This window comes from Pseudomonas sp. HP_01 (genome assembly GCF_055284355.1).
Window position 1 is genome coordinate 196137 of sequence record NZ_JBTOPV010000056.1, and the last position, 19439, is coordinate 215575.

17 protein-coding genes are annotated in these 19439 nt (G+C 61.3%); 11 read left to right on the top strand and 6 right to left on the bottom strand.

The window, feature by feature from the left end:
- Window positions 1-125 precede the first annotated feature (125 nt).
- A complete protein-coding gene (gene serB, locus ACYAR8_RS22525; RefSeq protein ID WP_463581107.1) occupies window positions 126-1343 on the top strand; it encodes a phosphoserine phosphatase SerB in 1218 nt (405 codons plus the stop codon).
- A 43-nt stretch (window positions 1344-1386) separates the two neighbouring features.
- On the opposite strand, the gene ACYAR8_RS22530 is transcribed toward serB, so the two are convergent.
- From ACYAR8_RS22530 to ACYAR8_RS22545, 4 genes are all read right to left on the bottom strand, one after another.
- Window positions 1387-3171, bottom strand: a complete 1785-nt coding sequence (locus ACYAR8_RS22530) for a molecular chaperone (protein WP_463581108.1) — start codon at window positions 3169-3171, stop codon at window positions 1387-1389.
- Window positions 3172-3452: 281 nt separating this feature from the next.
- Window positions 3453-4322 (bottom strand): archaetidylserine decarboxylase, encoded by an 870-nt coding sequence (gene asd, locus ACYAR8_RS22535; RefSeq protein ID WP_175514190.1) that lies wholly within the window; start codon window positions 4320-4322, stop codon window positions 3453-3455.
- Between the two features lie 54 nt (window positions 4323-4376).
- Entirely contained in the window at window positions 4377-5192 is an 816-nt protein-coding gene (locus ACYAR8_RS22540) for a rhodanese-like domain-containing protein (protein ID WP_108119062.1), read from the bottom strand.
- A 46-nt stretch (window positions 5193-5238) separates the two neighbouring features.
- Window positions 5239-6774, bottom strand: a complete 1536-nt coding sequence (locus tag ACYAR8_RS22545) for an HDOD domain-containing protein (protein WP_463581109.1) — start codon at window positions 6772-6774, stop codon at window positions 5239-5241.
- Window positions 6775-6985: 211 nt separating this feature from the next.
- Here ACYAR8_RS22545 and motA point away from each other — a divergent pair, with 211 nt between their 5' ends.
- Together motA and motB are read left to right on the top strand one after the other, a co-directional pair.
- Window positions 6986-7837 carry a flagellar motor stator protein MotA gene (gene motA / locus ACYAR8_RS22550; protein ID WP_037015764.1) on the top strand — a complete coding sequence of 284 codons (852 nt, stop codon included), beginning with the start codon at window positions 6986-6988 and terminating at the stop codon, window positions 7835-7837.
- Window positions 7838-7840: 3 nt separating this feature from the next.
- Window positions 7841-8896, top strand: coding sequence for a flagellar motor protein MotB (motB, locus tag ACYAR8_RS22555; RefSeq protein WP_463581110.1), 1056 nt, complete (start codon window positions 7841-7843; stop codon window positions 8894-8896).
- A gap of 209 nt (window positions 8897-9105) precedes the next feature.
- Here motB and rsgA read toward each other — a convergent pair whose 3' ends face one another.
- Complete coding sequence (gene rsgA / locus ACYAR8_RS22560) at window positions 9106-10137, bottom strand: small ribosomal subunit biogenesis GTPase RsgA (protein WP_074891436.1); 1032 nt, start codon at window positions 10135-10137, stop codon at window positions 9106-9108.
- A 113-nt stretch (window positions 10138-10250) separates the two neighbouring features.
- Between rsgA and orn the strand changes: the two genes are divergently transcribed.
- Entirely contained in the window at window positions 10251-10787 is a 537-nt protein-coding gene (gene orn / locus ACYAR8_RS22565) for an oligoribonuclease (RefSeq protein WP_065987811.1), read from the top strand.
- 111 nt (window positions 10788-10898) lie between these two features.
- Complete coding sequence (locus ACYAR8_RS22570; protein WP_074891435.1) at window positions 10899-11510, top strand: trimeric intracellular cation channel family protein; 612 nt, start codon at window positions 10899-10901, stop codon at window positions 11508-11510.
- Between the two features lie 12 nt (window positions 11511-11522).
- Here ACYAR8_RS22570 and queG read toward each other — a convergent pair whose 3' ends face one another.
- A complete protein-coding gene (queG, locus tag ACYAR8_RS22575; RefSeq protein ID WP_463581111.1) occupies window positions 11523-12641 on the bottom strand; it encodes a tRNA epoxyqueuosine(34) reductase QueG in 1119 nt (372 codons plus the stop codon).
- A 62-nt stretch (window positions 12642-12703) separates the two neighbouring features.
- Here queG and ACYAR8_RS22580 point away from each other — a divergent pair, with 62 nt between their 5' ends.
- The 6 genes from ACYAR8_RS22580 (at window position 12704) to hfq (ending at window position 19432) form a co-directional block, all read left to right on the top strand.
- The gene (locus ACYAR8_RS22580; RefSeq protein WP_463581112.1) at window positions 12704-14200 is read left to right on the top strand and encodes an NAD(P)H-hydrate dehydratase; all 1497 of its coding nucleotides are present in this window, start codon (window positions 12704-12706) and stop codon (window positions 14198-14200) included.
- The gene (gene tsaE / locus ACYAR8_RS22585) at window positions 14188-14658 is read left to right on the top strand and encodes a tRNA (adenosine(37)-N6)-threonylcarbamoyltransferase complex ATPase subunit type 1 TsaE (protein ID WP_463581113.1); all 471 of its coding nucleotides are present in this window, start codon (window positions 14188-14190) and stop codon (window positions 14656-14658) included. Before ACYAR8_RS22580 ends, tsaE begins: the two co-directional genes overlap by 13 nt.
- 13 nt (window positions 14659-14671) lie before the next feature.
- On the top strand, window positions 14672-16114 hold the full coding sequence (locus tag ACYAR8_RS22590; protein WP_217648319.1) for an N-acetylmuramoyl-L-alanine amidase: 1443 nt from the start codon (window positions 14672-14674) through the stop codon (window positions 16112-16114).
- 26 nt (window positions 16115-16140) lie between these two features.
- Window positions 16141-18096 carry a DNA mismatch repair endonuclease MutL gene (gene mutL / locus ACYAR8_RS22595; protein ID WP_463581122.1) on the top strand — a complete coding sequence of 652 codons (1956 nt, stop codon included), beginning with the start codon at window positions 16141-16143 and terminating at the stop codon, window positions 18094-18096.
- The gene (gene miaA / locus ACYAR8_RS22600) at window positions 18096-19067 is read left to right on the top strand and encodes a tRNA (adenosine(37)-N6)-dimethylallyltransferase MiaA (protein WP_463581114.1); all 972 of its coding nucleotides are present in this window, start codon (window positions 18096-18098) and stop codon (window positions 19065-19067) included. The genes mutL and miaA overlap by 1 nt, the downstream gene beginning before the upstream one ends.
- Before the next feature lie 104 nt (window positions 19068-19171).
- Window positions 19172-19432 (top strand): RNA chaperone Hfq, encoded by a 261-nt coding sequence (gene hfq / locus ACYAR8_RS22605; RefSeq protein ID WP_019691505.1) that lies wholly within the window; start codon window positions 19172-19174, stop codon window positions 19430-19432.
- Window positions 19433-19439: the final 7 nt, after the last annotated feature.

Consider the following 19439-nt stretch of genomic DNA (forward strand, 5'->3'; position numbering starts at 1 on the left):
ACGGCTCTCGTGGTGAAGTTGGGGCGCAGTATAGCGAGCGACCCTGTGGCGGCAAAGCGCTGGCTGTGCCCGGCGGTCACTGAAAGTGCGTAGAATGCGGTTTTTTTCCACTGCGGGGGTGCGCCTTGCGCGAAATCGTCCTGATAAACATCACCGGTGAAGACCGTCCGGGTCTTACTGCGGCTATCACCGGTGTGCTGGCCCAAGGCGGCGTGAACATTCTCGACATCGGTCAGGCGGTGATTCATGACGCTTTGTCATTCGGCCTTCTGGTCGACATCCCCGACACCGAAGCAGGCGCGGCCGTGCGCCAGAACGTACAGGCAACAGTCGACCGACTGGGTCAGCAAGTGCGCTTCACCGACGTGTCCGAAGCCGATTATCAGCACTGGGTTGACGGCCAGGGCAAGGCGCGGCACATCGTGACGCTGCTGACGCGCAAGGTCACCGCCGAGCAACTGCAGACGGTCAGTGCGATCACCGCTAAATACGGCTTGAACATCGACCGCATCGATCGCCTTTCCGGGCGCATGCCGCTGGACATGCCCACCGAGAAGAGCAAAGGCTGTATCGAGTTTTCCGTGCGCGGCGAGCCGGTCGATCCTCAGCAGATGCAGGCTGAATTCCTCCACGTTGCCCAAGAGTTGAACGTCGATATCGCGTTCCAGCAGGACTCACTGTTCCGCCGCAACCGTCGTCTGGCGGTGTTCGACATGGATTCGACGCTGATCGAAGCCGAGGTCATTGACGAACTGGCCAAAGCCCACGGCGTCGGTGAGCGCGTATCGGAAATCACCGAGCGCGCCATGCGCGGCGAACTGGACTTTCGCGCCAGTTTCAAAGAGCGACTGGCGCTGCTCAAAGGCCTGGATGTGAAGGTGCTGGACGAGATCGGCGCCTCGTTGCGTTTGACCGAAGGCGCTGAAACCCTGTTCGCCGAACTCAAGCGGCTGGGCTACAAAACCGCGATTTTGTCGGGCGGCTTCACCTACTTCGCTCGCCAGCTGCAGGCCAAACTGGGCATCGACTACATCTTCGCCAACGAGCTGGAGGTGGTAGACGGCAAGTGCACGGGTAACGCGATCGAGCCGATCGTCGACGCCCAGCGCAAGGCCGATCTGTTGCGCGAACTCGCCAGCAAGGAAGGGTTGAGTCTGGAGCAGACCATTGCAGTGGGCGATGGCGCCAATGACTTGCCGATGCTTGCCATCGCGGGCCTGGGTGTGGCGTTCCGCGCCAAACCGCTGGTCAAGCAGTCGGCGAAGCAGGCCATCTCTACGCTGGGGCTGGATGGCGTGCTGTATCTGTTGGGGTTCCGTGACCGGGAAGGGCGCAGCGCTTAACAAGCGTGAACGTTGAGGCATCTGCAACGGATGCCTCGATGGCTCAAAGCACCGTCCACAGCGAGTCGAACTCCTGCTCCGGGCCGCCGGCGTCTGGCGTCGCAGCCTTTTTCGGTCCTTCAAGAATCTGATATTCAAACTGGTTGTAGCTGCCCGTGGTCGCCCGACGGTTACTCAGGCTCGCGCGGCGCTCTTCGCCACTGGTATTGATCAGCACCTTGGAGCCGTCCTCGAACGGCAGGCGCGGCGCGATGACCGTCGCGGGCACGTCGATGGCGCGAACTTCCGGCAGAAGCAGGGCGCGGAGAAACTGGCTGCTCTGTTCGGCGCGGGTCAGCTGCATGCCGCAGGCCTGGGCAAAAGGCGCAATGAGCTCAACCCCCATTTGCATACCGCCACCGCGGACCTGCCGCACCCAGCGCACCACCGCGATGCTCCAGCCGTGACCATGGTCCTGAATGCCGATCATCTCACCGGCTTGCAGCTGATCAGGTACTTCTTTCGGCCAGGCCAGGCAGTAGCCACCCGGACTGTGATTGACGATGTGCAGCGCGTAAGTGGGAAAGCTTTTTTGCCCGTCGGACGCCGCATTGCCTTCAGCGTCATCGCGTTTGTACTCGATTTCCTCGAAAGGCAGCATGCTCTCGGACGTGCCGCTGCGTTGCACGTCCGCCGTCTGCGCCCACGGGTCATGCTTCGCCGGTTTGAGGGGCTGAAGCGTGTATTCGGCGACTCGGGACAGGGTCGACATCTGCAGCAGGTCGCTGAAGGACTGCTGGCCGCCAACGTAATAATGCAGGGCGCTCATGCCCACACAAACGGTCAGGGTGCCTTGCCCCGGGGTGCGTTGAAACGCCCGTTCCGATACATCGCCCCACGCGGCCGCAAGGTGCTGCAGGACATCGATGGACAACCCGGGCGGCACTTTCAGCACTGACTTCGAGCGTTCTTCAACGGCCGTTTCGGTGTAGCGCTCCAGCGCGGCCGAGAGAGGACGCGGGTCGATACCGAGCAAATTCGGTCGCAGATCGTCGTCGTACAGCGCGGCATAGCGCGGCGCTGTGTCCGTGCCTGGCGACACTGCGTAGAGGCTGTTGCTGTCCAGCGGCTGCTGCAGCGTGACCATCGCGCTCCATGCATCCAGCGCCTCGGCCAGTTTGCCAATGTTGTGCTGGCGCATCTGATTGCATCGCGAACAACCCATCAGCAGCGCAACAATGTAAGTCTGCTCAACGCTCATCGTCTGGGCGTTGTGGGCCAGGCTGTCGGCCACCGGCACGTTTTGCAATTGATGCTGGCGGGCGATCTGATAGATCTGGTGCAGTTCAAGCCACAGACCATCCTGCACCGGGCAGTAAAGCTGGTTGGCGCGGATAAGCGGGCCGTTCAGGCAGCTAAGCGCGCGCTGAAGGGCGGTGGTCAGCAGGCCAATGCGGTCTTTGCCGAGCTTGACCGCGACCCGCGCGATGATCTGTTTATAGCCAATGGCAAGGTGGTTTTGCAGGGCCTGGCAGAGGTTGGCGACTTTGCGCGGACGCTCTTCGAGAACGACCGACTGGTTCAGGAAGTGACGCTCCAGATGCTTGCACACGAAAGAGACTTCCGGGCGAAGCAATTCGAGGAGCTGCATGCGGTTGTCGCTGGGGGTAAGCAGCTGATTCAGCTCGCCGAGCCCTTGATAGAGCTGGCGCGCCATTTCGCCGAGATTGGCCTTGGGCAGGGTGGCGATCCAGCGTTTCATGTCTTTGGGGGTCGCGTCACAGAACGACAGGCTCGACTGCGTCGGCACAGGTGCGCGCAACAACAGTGGGAGGCTTAAATTACTCATGTGACAGGCAAACTCCAACGACTACAGGTCTGAACGGCGGCGTCCAACTCCGGGGCAAGCACCCTCGCCGAGCGAAAAGAGCACGTTTACGTCCATTGAAAGCGAAGTTTCCTACAGCGCTAACAAGGGACTCTAGCAGCATCCTGCAACCGTCGCAGCCTGGGCCCATTGTCCTGGACCCACCCCGCAATCCCTGGTGATGCGTGATGCAGCGCGACGGCTTTAAGCAATTTGCGCCAGAAAAACAGCATCACGCTCTTAGGGACTAGCTAAGGCAAGAATCAGGCCTGCAATGGCAACGCCAAGGCCTGACCCATCTGCACCGACGAACCGGCCGCCAGCATTTCGGACCATTTCACCTGATTCGGGCCGAACAGCACGATGGCCGTAGAACCCAGTTTGAAGCGCCCCAACTCGGCACCTTTTTCCAGATGGATGGGCGCGCGTGCCGCTTCGTCGTAACGGAAAGTCTTGAGCTCGCGCTTGGGCGGCGTGACCAGGCCCGCCCATACGGTTTCGATCGAGGCAACGATCATGGCCCCGACCAGCACAACTGCCATCGGACCGCGCTCTGTGTCGAACAGGCACACGACGCGCTCGTTGCGGGCGAACAGCTCCGGCACGTTTTCCGCTGTGGTCTGGTTCACCGAGAAGAGTCGGCCCGGCACGTAAACCATTTCGCGCAGAGTGCCGGCAAGCGGCATGTGAACGCGGTGATAGTCTTTCGGTGAAAGGTAAACGGTTGCGAACTCGCCACCCATGAACGGCGCGGAGAGGCGCGCGTCACCGCCCAGCAGTTCCAATACGCTGTAGCTGTGGCCTTTGGCCTGGAAAATCCGCCCGTGTTCGATCGGGCCCAGTTGGCTAACCGCGCCGTCGGCAGGGGAAAGGATGGCGCCCGGCGTCGGGTCCAACGGGCGCGCACCCGGTTTGAGGGCACGGGTGAAGAAGTCATTGAAGTGCGGGTACCCGGTGATGTCTTCGACCTGAGCCTGGGACATGTCGACCTGATAGCGGCGCGCAAACCATTGGGTGAAGGCATTTTTGAACCAGCGTACGCGGCATTCGGCCACGCATCCGGCCAGTTGCGACAGCAGATGATGGGGAAGCAAATACTGGAAAAGGATAAACAGACGCTGTTTCATCAAGATTCCTAAAACGTTTGAAAAAGGGGAATACGGATCGACGCCTCGTCGGGCGCCGATTTATTTCTCGACCGGGGTGTCCGGATGGTTGCCCCACTCGCCCCAGGAGCCGGCGTAGCCCTTGACCCTCGGGTAACCCAGCGCCTTGGCCACCAGATAGGTGAAGCCCGAGCGATGATGGGTCTGGCAGTGGGTAATGATTTCTTTCTCCGGGGTGATGCCCAGATCTTCAAGGATCTTCGGCATGTCCTTGCGGATGCGCAGGTGGCGCGCCTGATCCATGCCGGCGGTCCATTCAAAGTTCACGGCGCCGGGAATGTGACCTCCCTTGGCCGCGACGACTTTCTCGCCGGAGTACTCGGTCGGCGCGCGCGCGTCCCAGATCGCCAGGTCAGCGGCGCCCAGACGGCTTTGCAGGTATTCGCGGGTGGCCGTGGGCTCGTCGTGCAAGGTCAGAGAAACCGGGCCGCCGACTGCTTTTGGCACCTCTGTCGACATTGGCAGGCCTTCGGCTTGCCAGGCGAGCAGGCCACCGTCGATATAGTGATACTTTTTGTGTCCGATGACGTCGAGCAGCCAGATGAACCGGCCGGCCCAGCCACCGCCTTCGTCGTCATACACCACGTACACCGCGTCGGGGTTGTGTCCCAGTTCGCCGAACAGCGCTTCCAGATGCCCGTGGGAGGGCAGCAGCCCCGGCGCAGGTGGCAGGCCCAGTTGCGTACGTTTCGGATCGACGAATCGTGCGCCCGGGATGTGCCCGGCCTCATAGCGGGCCGGGCTGGTCAGGTCGACCAGAATGAGCTCTGGCGCGCTGAGTCGTGCTTGCAGGTCTGCGGGCTCGATGACCAGCGGCAAGCTTGAAAAGGCAGACATCTAGCGTCTCCGGATCGCGAAAAGGTTCCGAATTGTAGCTCAGCCGTCAGCCATTGCGATGGCTAAAGGTGGTGAGGGCTTTCTCGATGCACTGGCCTGTTTTCCCGAAAGCCTGGACGGAGACTTCGGAAAACGGCCCGCCGCCCTGATCAGCCACCACCATCATCACCACGCGTCCATTGCTGGCGAGCGAGCGGATCAACAGGTTTTCGCCGCTGAACAGATTGCGCAGTTGCGGCGGCAGCAGCGCCGAAAACTGAGCGTTGTTGGCCGGCGTCAGGCGCAACTGCGTGGGCTGGGCGAGCAGGCGTTGCAGTACGGTGCTGTCTTTGTAGGGCACCAGCAACGCAGCGGCCGACTTGTCTACGCCCGCAATCTGATGCACGCGCAGGCTGTCGGTCTTGCGATCGGTCATCAGCAATACCACTCGCTGCATGCCCGCGGCTACCAGGGCATCCCGGGCGCAGGTGGTCAGGTGTATCGCGTTGATGAACATGCCGGGCTCTTTGAGCAAATCGGCGCAGTGCTTGCGCCACGTCTGCAAGGCGTCGGGCGAGGGGGGCGGGGCAGGCAACAAGCCCTTATGTACTCGTCGTGCATTCCACGGCCACAGCAACGCCTGGGCGGGGTGCCAGATGTCCGGGCTGGAATGCTGACGCGCGCTGGCCGCTGCGTTCTGGTGAACCTGCTGTTGGAGATCATCCAGTGACTGCTGGAGATACAGACTGGTGAGCAGTTGCCAGCGCAGGCTGTGCGGCGTGTCCCAGGCCTGGTGCGCCGACAGCGCGAGACCATTGGCCAGCAAAATTGTATTGGCGGGCTGGTTGAGCCAGCGGCGCAGCGGCAAGTCGGCGTAGAGTTGCTGTTGCTGCTTGACCGGGTCGTTGTTGCTGTGGGCGATGCGCAGGACTCTCACCAGATTGCGTTGCTGGGAGGTCAGTAGCTCGTAGCCCTGGGTCACCCAGATCGGCAGGCGCCAGTGCTGCGCCAGCGCCTGACACAAATGCACCAGTCGCACGCCGAACAGCGTGTTTTCCACAGCCTTTGCGCACTCGCCCTTGTGGATAACCCGCAACTCCCACTCTTCCAGCAGTTTTGGGTGCGCCAGCGCCATCGGCCACAGCGGCGAAAGAAACAGCAGGCTGCCCAGATGGATGTCTTGCCACAGCCGGGCCAGTTGATTGGCGAACAGGCCGTAAGCCTGTTGCATGGCGTGCTGACTGATCAGCTGTATCTGACGCAGAGCCATGGGGATATCCCGTGCATCGACACTGGGCAACCGCGCCAGCAGCGCTTCGGTGCGCGCCAGCCCCAATCGGTTGATGGCAACTTCAAGACTCTCCGCAGGCTGGGCCGTGGCCGGGCTGTTCAGGTTGGCTTCGCGCAAAACATTGAGCACCAACGCCGGGCTGTCCTGCATGAGTTCGGCAATATCGCGCAGTGAGCGACGGCTGTCGGTCAATGCCGCCTGCACGCGCTGATACGCCACCGCCGGCACCGGCAAGGCGATGCCGTCGAGTTGTTTTATCCATTGATCCAGGGTGCGCGGGACAGGTAGCGAAGAAGCTTTATCTGATTGCATTCACAACACCCGTACGGCTGGGAGGTTAGATCGATGTCGGATACTGGCATCATGCTGGCCCTCGTGACGCAACGTCCGTCGCGACGCACCGGTCAGCATTTTCCTGTGATCTGACTATAGTCTGGCGCATTCATGCCGATAAGCAGGACAAGAGTTTCAAGCGCTTCTCGCACAATGACCATGAACCCGACTCAGTAAGTATTTTCTACCTATGGCAAAAATTATCGGCATCATCGTCGTTTTCGCGAGCGTTCTCGGCGGATACGTACTGTCCCACGGTCAGATCGCAGCGTTGATCCAGCCTTTCGAGGTCATGATCATCGGCGGTGCGGCGCTGGGTGCATTCCTGCAAGCCAACCCGGGCTATATGACCATGCTGGTCATCAAGAAGTCCTTGAAAATGTTCAGCACCCGGTTCACCCACGGCTACTACCTCGAAGTGCTGGGCCTGGTCTACGAGATCCTGAACAAGAGCCGTCGCGAAGGCATGATGGCCATCGAAGGCGATATCGAAGAGCCCGAGAACAGCCCGATTTTCGCCAAGTACCCTGGCGTGCTCAAAGACACCCGCATGATCGCCTTCATCTGCGATTACCTGCGCATCATGTCTTCCGGCAACATGGCGCCCCACGAGTTGGAAGGCTTGTTCGACATGGAACTGCTGAGCATGAAAGAAGAGCTCGAGCATCCTTCCCACGCAGTGACCGGTGTCGCCGATGCCATGCCAGGCTTCGGTATCGTTGCTGCGGTACTGGGTATCGTGGTGACCATGGCCTCCCTGGGTTCCGGCGACAAAGCCGCGATCGGCATGCACGTTGGTGCGGCGCTGGTCGGTACGTTCTTCGGTATTCTCGCGGCGTACGGTTTCTTCGGCCCGTTGGCCACTTCCCTGGCCCACGATGCCAAGGAAGAAATGAACGTCTATGAATCGATCAAGGCTTCGCTCGTAGCGTCGGCGTCCGGCGTGCCGCCTTCCCTGGCCGTAGAGTTCGGTCGCAAGGTTCTGTACCCCGCCCATCGCCCCAGCTTCAGCGAGCTGGAACAAGCTGTCCGCGGTCGTTGATCCATGGAAAATAATCAGCCGATCATCATAAAGCGCGTCAAGCGCTACGGCGGAGGGCATCACGGCGGCGCCTGGAAAATCGCATTTGCCGACTTCGCGACGGCGATGATGGCGTTCTTCCTGGTGCTGTGGCTGATGTCGTCGGCCACGCCCGAACAACTGCTCGCCATCGCCGGTTACTTTAAGGATCCGGTCGGTTTTTCCGAAAGCGGCTCGCCGTACGTTATCGACCTGGGCGGTTCGCCGGAAATGTCCCCGGACCAGACGCTGAACCCGGAGGTGCAATCCACGCCTTCGCCGGATCGCTTGCCGGTCGACGCGGATCAGCAGGACGCCGCCGCCGAGCAGGTCGAGCAGGACCGTCTGGAGATGCTGCTGCAAGAGTTGCAGACCAAGATCAACGAGAGTCCGCAACTGGCGAAGTTCAAGGACCAGATTCTGTTCGAGATTACTCAGGACGGCTTGCGTATCCAGATCACGGACGCCGAAAACCGCCCGATGTTCGACCTCGGCAGTGCGAAGTTAAAACCGTATTTCGAAGACATCTTGCTGGCCATGGCCGACACCATTAAAGCGGTGCCGAACAAAGTCAGCATCAGTGGTCACACCGACGCGACGCCTTTTGTCGGCAACAACGGCTTCGGCAACTGGGAGCTGTCGTCCGGCCGGGCGAATGCTGCCCGCCGTGCGCTGCTCGCGGGTGGGTATCCGGATCAGCAGGTGGCGCGCGTGGTGGGTTATGCGTCTTCGGCACTGTATGACAAGGAGCACCCGCAAAATCCGATCAACCGTCGCATCGACATTGTGGTGATGACCAAGAAAGCGCAGCAGCGGATCGAAGGTGCGCAGAATTCAGGTGGAGCACCGCAAACCCCGGATGCGCCTGGAGCCGCCGCGCCATTGCCGGCACCTGGCGCTACCGCACCGGCCAATCAGCCGGGGGCGTCGATTTCCACACCGGCAGTTGATCCACAGGCTTATGCCCAGCCCCACGAGATTCGGCAGAAGCTGAATATCTTCGATCAGGGCCAGCTGAAGATCGACGAAACCAAGAACTGATACTTGGGTTGCAGACACAAAAACGCCGCGATGATCGCGGCGTTTTTGGTTGTGCTCTTAAGCCGTTTCATCTGGAACGGCGAAATCTGTAGGAGTCGGCTTGCTGGCGAACGCGTCAGGCACGGCAGCTTAACGGATCCACCGCGTTCGCCAGCAAGCCGGCTCCCACAGTTGATCTCGGACCCCAATGCCATGTCGGGCGGGGTCCGTCAGTAACTGCTTTCCGGCAAGCTGGCGATGATCGAGCGATAGCTGTTCATGCGCTGCTGCTGTACACGGCCGTCAGCTAGGCCCTGCAACAAAGCACAACCGGGTTCGCGATCATGTTTGCAGTCGCGGAAGCGGCATCGGCCGAGCAGGTCGTTAAACTCGATAAAACCCGCTTCGACGTCGGCGCGGCTGACGTGCCCCAAGCCGAATTCACGAATACCCGGTGAGTCGATCAAGTCGCCGCCGCGCGGAAAGTGGAACAGGCGCGCGGTGGTCGTGGTGTGCGTGCCTTGGCCCGAATACTCCGACAACGGCCCGACGCGCGTGCCGACTTCCGGCAGCAGGCTGTTGACCAGCGAGGATTTGCCCACGCCGGACTGACCGACGAACACGCTGATGTGGCCATCCAGCTGGTCCTGCAATTGCTGCATGCCGTCGCCGTGGTGGGCTGACACTTCCAGCACCGGATAACCCAGCGTGCGGTACACGGCCAGCAGCGCATTGAGCGCGGGCGCATTCTGATCGTTGATCAAGTCAAACTTGTTCAACAGCAACAGCGGGCGAATACCCGCGTGCTCGGCAGCCACCAGGTAGCGGTCGATCAGGTTGGCGTGGGGTTCGGGCGCCGGTGCGAACACGATGACGATCAGGTCAACGTTGGCGGCGACCGGCTTGAGCTGGCCCCGGCTGTCCGGGCGGCTCAGTTCTGTATCGCGGGGCAGCTGCGCAACGATGACGCCGATGCCCTGATTGCCAGCGCGCCACACGACTCGGTCGCCGGTGACCAGCGCTGGCAGGTTGGCACGCAAGTGACAGCGGAAAACCTGACCCTGCAGCTCGCCGTCCTGCGCTTCGACTTCTACCTGCACGCCAAAGTGCGCGATGACCAGGCCCGTTTGCTCGGGGCCGAGATCGCCGCCTTCCAGCGTTTCGAGAGCGGTTGATTCACGTTTGGCGGCACGCGCTGCGCGTTCGCCCTGAATCTTTTCGATGCGCCAGTTCTGGCGGCGATTGAGTTGGCGTTTGGCCATGGGTGTTCAGTGTTCCGTTTGAAGACGCATAAAGGTGCTGATTTGATAAAGCGCGGGCGAGTCTAGCACGCCCGGGTGGGCTAAACTGCGCGCCAACGCTGAGGAGCCGACATATGCAGAACAAACAGAATCTGATCTGGATCGACCTGGAAATGACCGGTCTGGACCCTGATAACGACGTCATCATCGAGATGGCCACCATCATCACCGACAGCGAACTCAACACCCTGGCCGAAGGCCCGGTCATTGCGGTTCATCAGAGCGATGAGCTTCTGAACGGCATGGACGAATGGAACACCCGCCAGCACGGCGGTTCCGGCCTGACCCAGCGTGTGCGCGAGAGCAAAATCTCCAACGACGAAGCCGAGGCCATGACGCTTGAGTTCATCAAGCAGTGGGTCCCCGAGCGCAGTTCGCCCATCTGTGGCAACAGCATCTGCCAGGACCGTCGCTTCCTGTACAAGCGCATGCCGACACTGGAAAACTATTTCCACTACCGCAACCTCGACGTTTCAACCCTCAAGGAGCTGGCCGCGCGCTGGTCGCCCGACCTCAAGTTCAAGAAGGGCAGCACCCACCTGGCGCTGGATGACATTCGTGAGTCGATCGCCGAGCTGCGCTTTTATCGCGAGCACTTCATCAAGTCGTGATGACAGGGCGCTGAGCCCGGTCGCCACCAGATGGCAAAGAGATCAACGCTCTCTTTTGGTGACCCGACCGAGTGGTTAGACTGCGCCCCTTTTCTCGCAGGGACTGCCGCCATGTTGTTGATGCTCTACCTGATCGCCATTACGGCCGAGGCCATGACCGGCGCGCTGTCCGCAGGCCGTCGCGGCATGGACTGGTTCGGTGTGGTGCTGATCGCGTGCATCACTGCCTTGGGCGGCGGTTCGGTTCGCGATGTGCTGCTGGGGCATTACCCGCTGACGTGGGTCAAGCACCCGGAATACCTGATGCTCACCAGTGTCGCGGCGCTGGTGACGATTTTCATCGCTCCGCTGATGCGCCATCTGCGCTCACTGTTTCTGGTGCTCGACGCCTTGGGGTTGGTGGCGTTTACCCTGATCGGCTGCATGACTGCCTTGGACATGGGCTTGAGCATGACCGTCGCCGCCGTGAGCGGGGTGATCACCGGCGTGTTTGGCGGGATCCTGCGGGACATCTTCTGCAACGACATCCCCCTCATCTTCCGCCGAGAGCTGTATGCCAGCGTGTCGTTTGCCGCTGCTTGGTGTTTTTTGCTGTGTCAGTACGCTGGACTGCCTGTGGAGCAGGGCACGCTGATTACATTGTTTGGCGGGCTATTGCTGCGGCTGCTGGCAATCAGGTTTAGGTGGGAAATGCCGAAATTTATCTACAAAGACGGGCATTGAGCCAGCGTGCGATTACAGCAAGCGTTCTGAGCCCCTGGCGTCATGCTGTCCCAACGCCCATTCCACATGCTCGCGCACCATCTCTGACGGATGCTCCCGCCGTGCTTTAAGCGCTTCGATCACAGGGATGGTGGACGGTGCGTTGCCCAGCCCCACGGCCAGATTTCTCAACCAGCGTTCATACCCGGCACGCCGCAGCGGTGAGCCTTCGGTGTTGCTCAGGAAGGTCGTTTCGTCCCACAAAAACAGCGTCGTCAATTCGGCGTTATCAAGACCGTGGCGCGGCTTGAAGTCTGTCTGATCGGTTGGCCGGGCGAAGCGGTTCCAAGGGCAGACAATCTGGCAGTCATCACAGCCGAATACGCGATTGCCGATCATTGAGCGCAAGTCTTCGGGGATCGACGTCTTCAGCTCGATGGTCAGGTAGGAAATGCACTTTCGAGCATCCAGCACGTAGGGCCCGACGAAAGCGTTGGTCGGGCATACGTCCAGGCACGCCGTGCAGCGCCCGCAATGCTCGGTGGCGTGTGGCGCGTCTACCGGCAGCGGCAGGTCGACGAACAGCTCGCTGAGGAAGAAGTAACTGCCGGCCTTGCGATTGAGCACCAAGGTGTTCTTGCCGATCCAGCCCAGCCCGGCCTGCTCGGCAATGGCCTTCTCAAGCACCGGGGCGCTGTCGACGAACGCGCGAAACCCGAATGGCCCGATCGCCTCTTGAATGCGCTCCGCCAGTTGTTGCACGCGCTTGCGGATCAACTTGTGGTAATCACGGCCCAGCGCGTAACGGGAGACGTAGGCTTTCTCGGGCTGCCCCAGCAACTGAGCCATCTGCGTGTCGCCGGGCAGATAGTCCATGCGCAACGACACCACGCGCAGCGTTCCCGGCACCAGTTCGTCCGGATGCGAACGTTTGCTGCCATGCGCTGCCATATAGTCCATCTCGCCGTGATACCCGGCGTCCAGCCATCGCTCCAGGTGCTGCTCGTGCTCAGCCAGGTCCAGCCCCGAGATCCCGACCTGCTGAAAGCCGAGCTCGCGCCCCCAGCCCTTGATCGATTGGGCAAGGTCGGTCAGCCCGGCTGCCGTCAGAGGCGCTGGAGCTGTGGATGGGTCTACAGTTATCGCGGACATGCAAAGAGGACACCGGGGCGCAGGTGCGTATAATTCTGCCAGACATCGGAGCCCAAAGACGCATGTTGCACAGCAAACCCCCATTTCCCGACGCGCTGTACAGCGCTGCGCAGGTGCGCGACCTCGACGCGCGCCTCATTGCCGCCGGCACGCCCGGCTTCGAACTCATGCAGCGCGCGGCCCATGCCGCATGGCGGGCAATACGCCGCCGCTGGCCCGAGGGCAGGCAACTGACCGTGATGGCCGGTCGCGGCAACAACGCCGGCGACGGCTATCTCATTGCCGCGCTGGCCCGGCGTGCCGGTTGGCAAGTTAACGTGCTGGCCGTGGGTGATAGCGATATGTTGGCCGGCGATGCCCGTTCCGCCTATGAAGAAGCGGTTGCCGCCAACGTCGATATTCAGGCCTGGCGACAGCAGGCGCTGGCCGGCGTCATTGTCGACGCGCTGCTTGGCACTGGACTGACCGGTGACGTGCGCGCGCCTTACGCTGCGGCCATTGAAGCCATCAACGACAGTGAGTTGCCCGTGGTCGCCGTCGATCTCCCGTCGGGGCTGTGCGCGGACACGGGGCGAACCCTCGGCTGTGCAGTCCGCGCCGATCTGACCGTCACCTTCATAGGCCTCAAGGTCGGGTTGTTCACTGGCGACGCGCCCGAACTGGTGGGCGAGTTGGTGCTCGATGACTTGCAGGCGGACGCCGAAATCATTCGGCAGACGCCCGTGAGCGTCAAACGGCTGGACACCTTCAACCTGCCCACCCTGGCCCCTCGCTCACGCACTGCGCACAAGGGCATGTTCGGTCGCGTACTGGTGGTGGGCGGCGATCGGGGTTTCGGCGGCGCTGCATTGCTCGCCACGGAAAGCACGCTGCGCACCGGCGCCGGCATGGTCACGCTGGCCACGCGGCCGGAACATGTCAGCGCCGCGCTGACGCGATTCCCTGAAGTCATGAGCGCCGGCATCAGCTCGGCCAACCAGCTGCGCGCCTTGATCGAGCCCGCGTCGGTGCTGGTGGTCGGTCCGGGCCTTGGCCAGCACAGCTGGGGAAAAAGTCTGCTGTCCGCGGCTGCGAATGCGCCGTTGCCGCAGGTCTGGGATGCCGATGCGCTGAACGAACTGGCGACCGGCGCGGTGCAATTGCCCCAGGGCTGCGTGATCACCCCGCATCCTGGGGAAGCCGCGCGCCTGCTCGGCACCGACACCAAACAGATTCAGGCCGATCGGCCGGCTGCGGCGCGGGCGCTGGCCAGCAAATTCAATGCTGTATGCGTTTTAAAAGGCAGCGGCAGCCTGATCGCCAACCCGGCAGGTGACCTTGCATTGGCTGATCACGGCCACCCGGCGATGGCGACCGGCGGGCTGGGCGATGTGCTGTCCGGCGTCATCGGTGCGTTGATGGCGCAAAAGATGAGCCCCTACGATGCTGCCTGTCTGGGCGTCTGGCTGCACGCTCTCGCCGGTGAGCAATGCGGCTTCAGCGGGCGAGGGCTGGCTGCCGCTGATCTGATTCCTGTTATTCGTCAGCTTCTGGAGGAGCACCAACCGTGTCTGAGTTAACCCTGGACCTCATGGGTGAAGAGGCCATGACCCACTTCGGGGCACGCATTGCCCAAGTCACTGAAAGCAGTGGCATTATTTTTCTTGAGGGCGATCTGGGGGCGGGCAAGACCACGCTCTCCCGAGGGATAATTCGCGGCCTTGGCCATACGGGCGCGGTAAAAAGTCCGACGTTTACGCTGGTAGAACCTTACGAAATTGGGAGAAACCGCGCGTATCACTTTGATCTCTACCGACTTGTTGATCCAGAAGAGCTAGAATTCCTCGGCATCCGGGACTATTTCGAAGGCGATGCCCTTTGTCTCATCGAATGGCCCAATCTGGGTGCAGGCTTTTTGCCAAAGCCTGACCTGATCATTACCATAAGGCCGCTCGATGAAGGTCGAGCGTTGACGCTGAGCCCGAAAAGCTCGCGTGGCGAGATGTGGTGTGCAGCTTTGGCGCCTTCGTTTAAATAGACATTCAATAGATATGGGGTTTGGTATGCGCATGCGCGCGCTGGTTACTGTGATTGGACTGCTGCTGGCGACACTGGCTGTCGACGCGTTGGCCGCTTCACAGGTACGAAGTGTCCGCTTATGGCGTGCGCCGGATAACACTCGACTGGTTTTCGACCTGTCTGGCCCGGTTCAGCACAGTGTCTTCACGCTGCAGTCCCCTGATCGCCTGGTCATCGACATCAACGGCGCCACCCTGGGCGGCGCCTTGAATGTGCCGACGGCCAACACACCGATCACCAGCATGCGCTCAGCGCAGCGCACGCCCGATGACTTGCGTGTGGTCATCGACCTGAAAAAGGCGGTGACGCCAAAGAGCTTCACCCTGGCGCCGAACCAGCAATATGGCAACCGGCTGGTGGTCGATCTGTACGACAACGCCGCCGATGCCAACCCGCCGCCGTCGGTGGCCGATACTCCGGCCACCGCCGCACCTGCGACGCCCGCAGTGGTGCCGATCAGCCCGTCCAAGCCCGAGATCAAACTCACCCCTGTGCCAAACGGCAAGCGCGATATCGTCGTCGTCATTGATGCCGGCCATGGCGGCGAAGACCCGGGCGCCTCTGGCGGCCGTGGTGAGAAAGAAAAGAACGTCGTGCTCGCGATTGCCAAGGAGCTTCAGCGCCAGATCAATGGCGAAAAGGGCTACCGCGCAGAGCTGACCCGCACCGGCGACTACTTCATCCCGCTGCGTAAGCGCACGGAAATTGCCCGCGCCAAAGGTGCTGATCTGTTCGTGTCCATTCACGCCGACGCCGCGCCTTCCTCGGCGGCTTTCGGCGCTTCGGTATTTGCCTTGTCCGAACGCGGTGCGACCTCGGAGACAGCACGGTGGCTGGCGGACAGTGAAAACCGTTCCGACTTGATCGGTGGCGCCGGGGCCGTGAGCCTCGATGACAAAGACCGCATGCTCGCCGGCGTACTGCTCGATTTGTCGATGACCGCATCGCTCACTTCAAGCCTGAACGTTGGCCAGAAGGTCCTGACCAACATCGGCCGGGTCACCTCGCTGCACAAGTCCCGCGTTGAACAGGCCGGCTTTATGGTGCTGAAATCGCCGGACATTCCGTCGATTCTGGTCGAGACCGGCTTTATCTCCAACTCAGCCGAAGCGAACAAGTTGCAGGGCGCAAGCCATCAGCAGGCGTTGGCGCGCTCCATCACGGCGGGTGTGAAGCAGTTCTTCCAGCAGAATCCGCCGCAAGGCACATACATCGCCTGGCTTCGTGATAGCGGCAAGCTGGCCATGGGCGCGCGTGAGCACACAGTGCGCCCTGGCGAATCGCTGAGCATGATCGCGGCGCGCTATGACATGACCATGCCAATGCTTCGCACTGCCAATCATCTGAGCTCGGACGAGCTGAAAGTCGGCCAGGAGTTGAGAATCCCCAGCGCAGAACTGGCAGGTGAGCCGTGACTGACCTGTTGCTCGGTGACCAGGAACTGGATGTCAGCGTAAGTCCCGATTTACCTGCGGCAGAAGCTGCGCGTATTCAGCTGCTCAGCCCACGGCTTGCCAACCAGATTGCTGCGGGCGAGGTCGTAGAACGACCGGCTTCGGTGATCAAGGAGCTGCTCGAAAACAGCCTCGATTCAGGCGCGCGTCGTATCGATGTCGACGTTGAGCAGGCCGGCATCAAGCTGCTGCGTGTTCGGGACGACGGCGGCGGCATTTCCTCGGATGACCTGCCCCTTGCGCTGGCCCGACATGCCACCAGCAAGATCCGCGACCTGGAAGACCTTGAGCGAGTCATGAGCCTTGGCTTCCGGGGCGAGGCCTTGGCGTCGATCAGCTCGGTGGCCCGTCTGACCCTGACGTCGCGCACTCGTGATGCCGACCAGGCCTGGCAGGTCGAGACCGAGGGCCGTGACATGGCCTCGCGTGTGCAGCCGGCTGCGCACCCTGTCGGCACCTCCGTCGAGGTGCGCGACCTGTTCTTCAACACCCCTGCGCGGCGCAAGTTTCTCAAGGCCGAGAAAACCGAATTCGATCATCTTCAAGAAGTCATCAAGCGCATGGCGCTGGCGCGTTTCGACGTGGCCTTTCATTTGCGCCACAACGGCAAGACCGTCCTGAGCCTGCACGAAGCGCGTGACGACGTATCGCGCGCGCGGCGGGTTTCGGCCATTTGCGGCCCCGGGTTTCTGGAGCAGGCGCTGCCGATCGAGGTCGAGCGCAATGGGTTGAGGTTGTGGGGCTGGGTCGGGCTGCCGACGTTCTCGCGCAGTCAGGCCGATCTGCAGTATTTCTTCGTCAACGGCCGTGCGGTGCGCGACAAGCTGGTTGCCCACGCCGTGCGTCAGGCTTATCGCGACGTGTTGTTCAACGGCCGGCACCCGACCTTCGTGCTTTTTTTCGAAGTCGATCCGGCGGTCGTCGACGTCAACGTCCATCCGACCAAGCACGAAGTGCGGTTCCGCGACGGGCGCATGGTTCACGATTTCCTTTACGGCACCCTGCATCGCGCCCTTGGCGATGTGCGGCCTGAAGATCAGCTAGCTGGCACCACCTCGGTCACCGCGCTGGTGCGACCCACTGGGCCGGATGCCGGCGAGTTCGGACCGCAGGGCGAAATGCGCCTGGCCAATAATGTGCTCGAGACGCCACAAGGTCAGGCCTGGAATCCGCCGGCCGGAACCGCCCCCGGCTCTGGCAGTGGCGCGGGTTACCAGTATCAGTACACGCCGCGGCCTTCGTCGGTGCTTCCGGCTGAAGAGGCGCGTGCCGCTTACAGCGAATTCTTTGCCCCGCTGCCCGGCGCGCAGGCTCCGGCGAGCGCAGGCAGTGTCTCGTTGCCCGAGTCCCAGGGCGATGTTCCGCCGCTGGGTTATGCCCTCGCTCAGCTCAAAGGCATTTATATCCTCGCGGAAAACGCCCACGGTTTGGTGCTGGTGGACATGCACGCGGCCCACGAGCGGATCATGTACGAGCGCCTGAAGATCGCCATGGCCAGCGAAGGCCTGAGCGGTCAGCCGCTGCTGGTGCCGGAGTCCATCGCGGTCAGTCAGCGCGAGGCCGACTGCGCTGAAGAGCACATGACGACCTTCCAGCAACTGGGCTTCGAATTGCAACGCCTCGGCCCCGAGACCCTCGCGATCCGGCAGATCCCCGCGCTGCTCAAGCAGGCTGAGGCGAATCGGCTGGTGCACGACGTGCTGGGCGATCTGATGGAGTACGGCACCAGCGACCGCGTTCAGGCGCACATGAATGAACTGCTCGGCACCATGGCGTGCCACGGTGCGATTCGCGCCAATCGGCGGCTGGCCATTCCGGAAATGAACGGCCTGCTGCGTGATATGGAAAACACCGAGCGCAGCGGTCAATGCAACCACGGACGGCCCACCTGGACCCAGCTGGGTCTGGATGATCTCGACAAACTATTCCTGCGCGGTCGCTGATGAAAGCCCTTCCTCCAGCCATCTTTCTGATGGGGCCGACCGCCGCCGGCAAAACCGATCTCGCTATCGAACTGACCAAAGTGCTTCCGTGTGAGCTGATCAGCGTGGATTCTGCGCTGGTCTATCGCGGCATGGACATTGGCACCGCCAAGCCCTCAAAAGCGCTGCTGGACACGTATCCACACCGTCTCATCGATATCCTCGATCCGAGCCAGAGCTACTCTGCAGCGGATTTTCGAGCCGATGCCTTGCACGCCATGGCGGAAATTACCGCCCGGGGAAAAATTCCCCTGCTGGTGGGCGGCACGATGTTGTATTTCAAAGCTCTACTGGAAGGCTTGGCCGATATGCCTGCAGCTGATGCCGAGATTCGTGCGCAGATCGAAGCGCAAGCGGCCAGTCAGGGTTGGCAGGCGTTGCATGATGAGCTGGCGAGCATTGATCCGGTGTCGGCAGCGAGGATTCACCCCAACGATCCCCAGCGGCTGGTTCGCGCGCTGGAAGTCTTTCGGGTGAGCGGCGTGAGCATGACCGCGCACCGAGAACAACAAAGTGCGCAAAGTGCTCAAGCGAGCGCTTCGGGGCGTCATCAATTGCCCTATACTGTCGCAAATCTCGCGATCGCACCGACGGATCGCAAGGTGCTCCACGACCGAATTGCTGTGCGTTTCAGGCAAATGCTTGATGAAGGGTTCGTTGAAGAAGTCGTAGCGCTACGTTCGAGGGGTGATCTGCACTCGAATTTACCGTCTATAAGAGCTGTAGGGTATCGCCAGGTCTGGGATCATCTGGACGGCAAGCTGACTCGGGACGAGATGCAGGAGCGCGGCATCATTGCCACGCGCCAGTTGGCCAAGAGGCAGTTCACCTGGTTACGCAGCTGGCAGGATTTGCACTGGTTGGACAGCCTGGCTTGCGACAATCTGCCACGCGCCTTGAAATACCTGGGGTCGGTCTCCATATTGAGCTGAGTCCTTGCAATAGCCGTCTATCCTTGGGGGATAGCCTTCGGGAGGTAGCGGCCCAAGCCAATGTTTTCGAATTTATTCTATTGATCCTTAAAGGAGTGCGGCACATGTCAAAAGGGCATTCGCTACAAGACCCTTACCTGAACACTTTGCGTAAAGAAAAGGTTGGGGTTTCGATCTACCTGGTAAACGGTATCAAGCTGCAAGGCACTATCGAATCCTTTGACCAGTTCGTTATTTTGCTGAAGAACACTGTCAGCCAAATGGTCTACAAACACGCCATCTCGACTGTCGTTCCCGTCCGCCCGATTCGTCTGCCTAGCGCTACCGAATCCGAGCAGGCTGACGCCGAGCCAGGTAACGCCTGATAGGAGT

Coding starts and splice junctions, on each gene's coding strand:
- miaA (WP_463581114.1), top strand. CDS start 18,096: ATGAAAGCCCTTCCTCCAGCCATCTTTCTGATGGGGCCGACCGCCGCC.
- queG (WP_463581111.1), bottom strand. CDS start 12,641: ATGTCCGCGATAACTGTAGACCCATCCACAGCTCCAGCGCCTCTGACG.
- rsgA (WP_074891436.1), bottom strand. CDS start 10,137: ATGGCCAAACGCCAACTCAATCGCCGCCAGAACTGGCGCATCGAAAAG.
- ACYAR8_RS22530 (WP_463581108.1), bottom strand. CDS start 3,171: ATGAGTAATTTAAGCCTCCCACTGTTGTTGCGCGCACCTGTGCCGACG.
- ACYAR8_RS22580 (WP_463581112.1), top strand. CDS start 12,704: ATGTTGCACAGCAAACCCCCATTTCCCGACGCGCTGTACAGCGCTGCG.
- hfq (WP_019691505.1), top strand. CDS start 19,172: ATGTCAAAAGGGCATTCGCTACAAGACCCTTACCTGAACACTTTGCGT.
- ACYAR8_RS22590 (WP_217648319.1), top strand. CDS start 14,672: ATGGGGTTTGGTATGCGCATGCGCGCGCTGGTTACTGTGATTGGACTG.
- orn (WP_065987811.1), top strand. CDS start 10,251: ATGCAGAACAAACAGAATCTGATCTGGATCGACCTGGAAATGACCGGT.
- ACYAR8_RS22540 (WP_108119062.1), bottom strand. CDS start 5,192: ATGTCTGCCTTTTCAAGCTTGCCGCTGGTCATCGAGCCCGCAGACCTG.
- motA (WP_037015764.1), top strand. CDS start 6,986: ATGGCAAAAATTATCGGCATCATCGTCGTTTTCGCGAGCGTTCTCGGC.
- ACYAR8_RS22570 (WP_074891435.1), top strand. CDS start 10,899: ATGTTGTTGATGCTCTACCTGATCGCCATTACGGCCGAGGCCATGACC.
- ACYAR8_RS22545 (WP_463581109.1), bottom strand. CDS start 6,774: ATGCAATCAGATAAAGCTTCTTCGCTACCTGTCCCGCGCACCCTGGAT.
- motB (WP_463581110.1), top strand. CDS start 7,841: ATGGAAAATAATCAGCCGATCATCATAAAGCGCGTCAAGCGCTACGGC.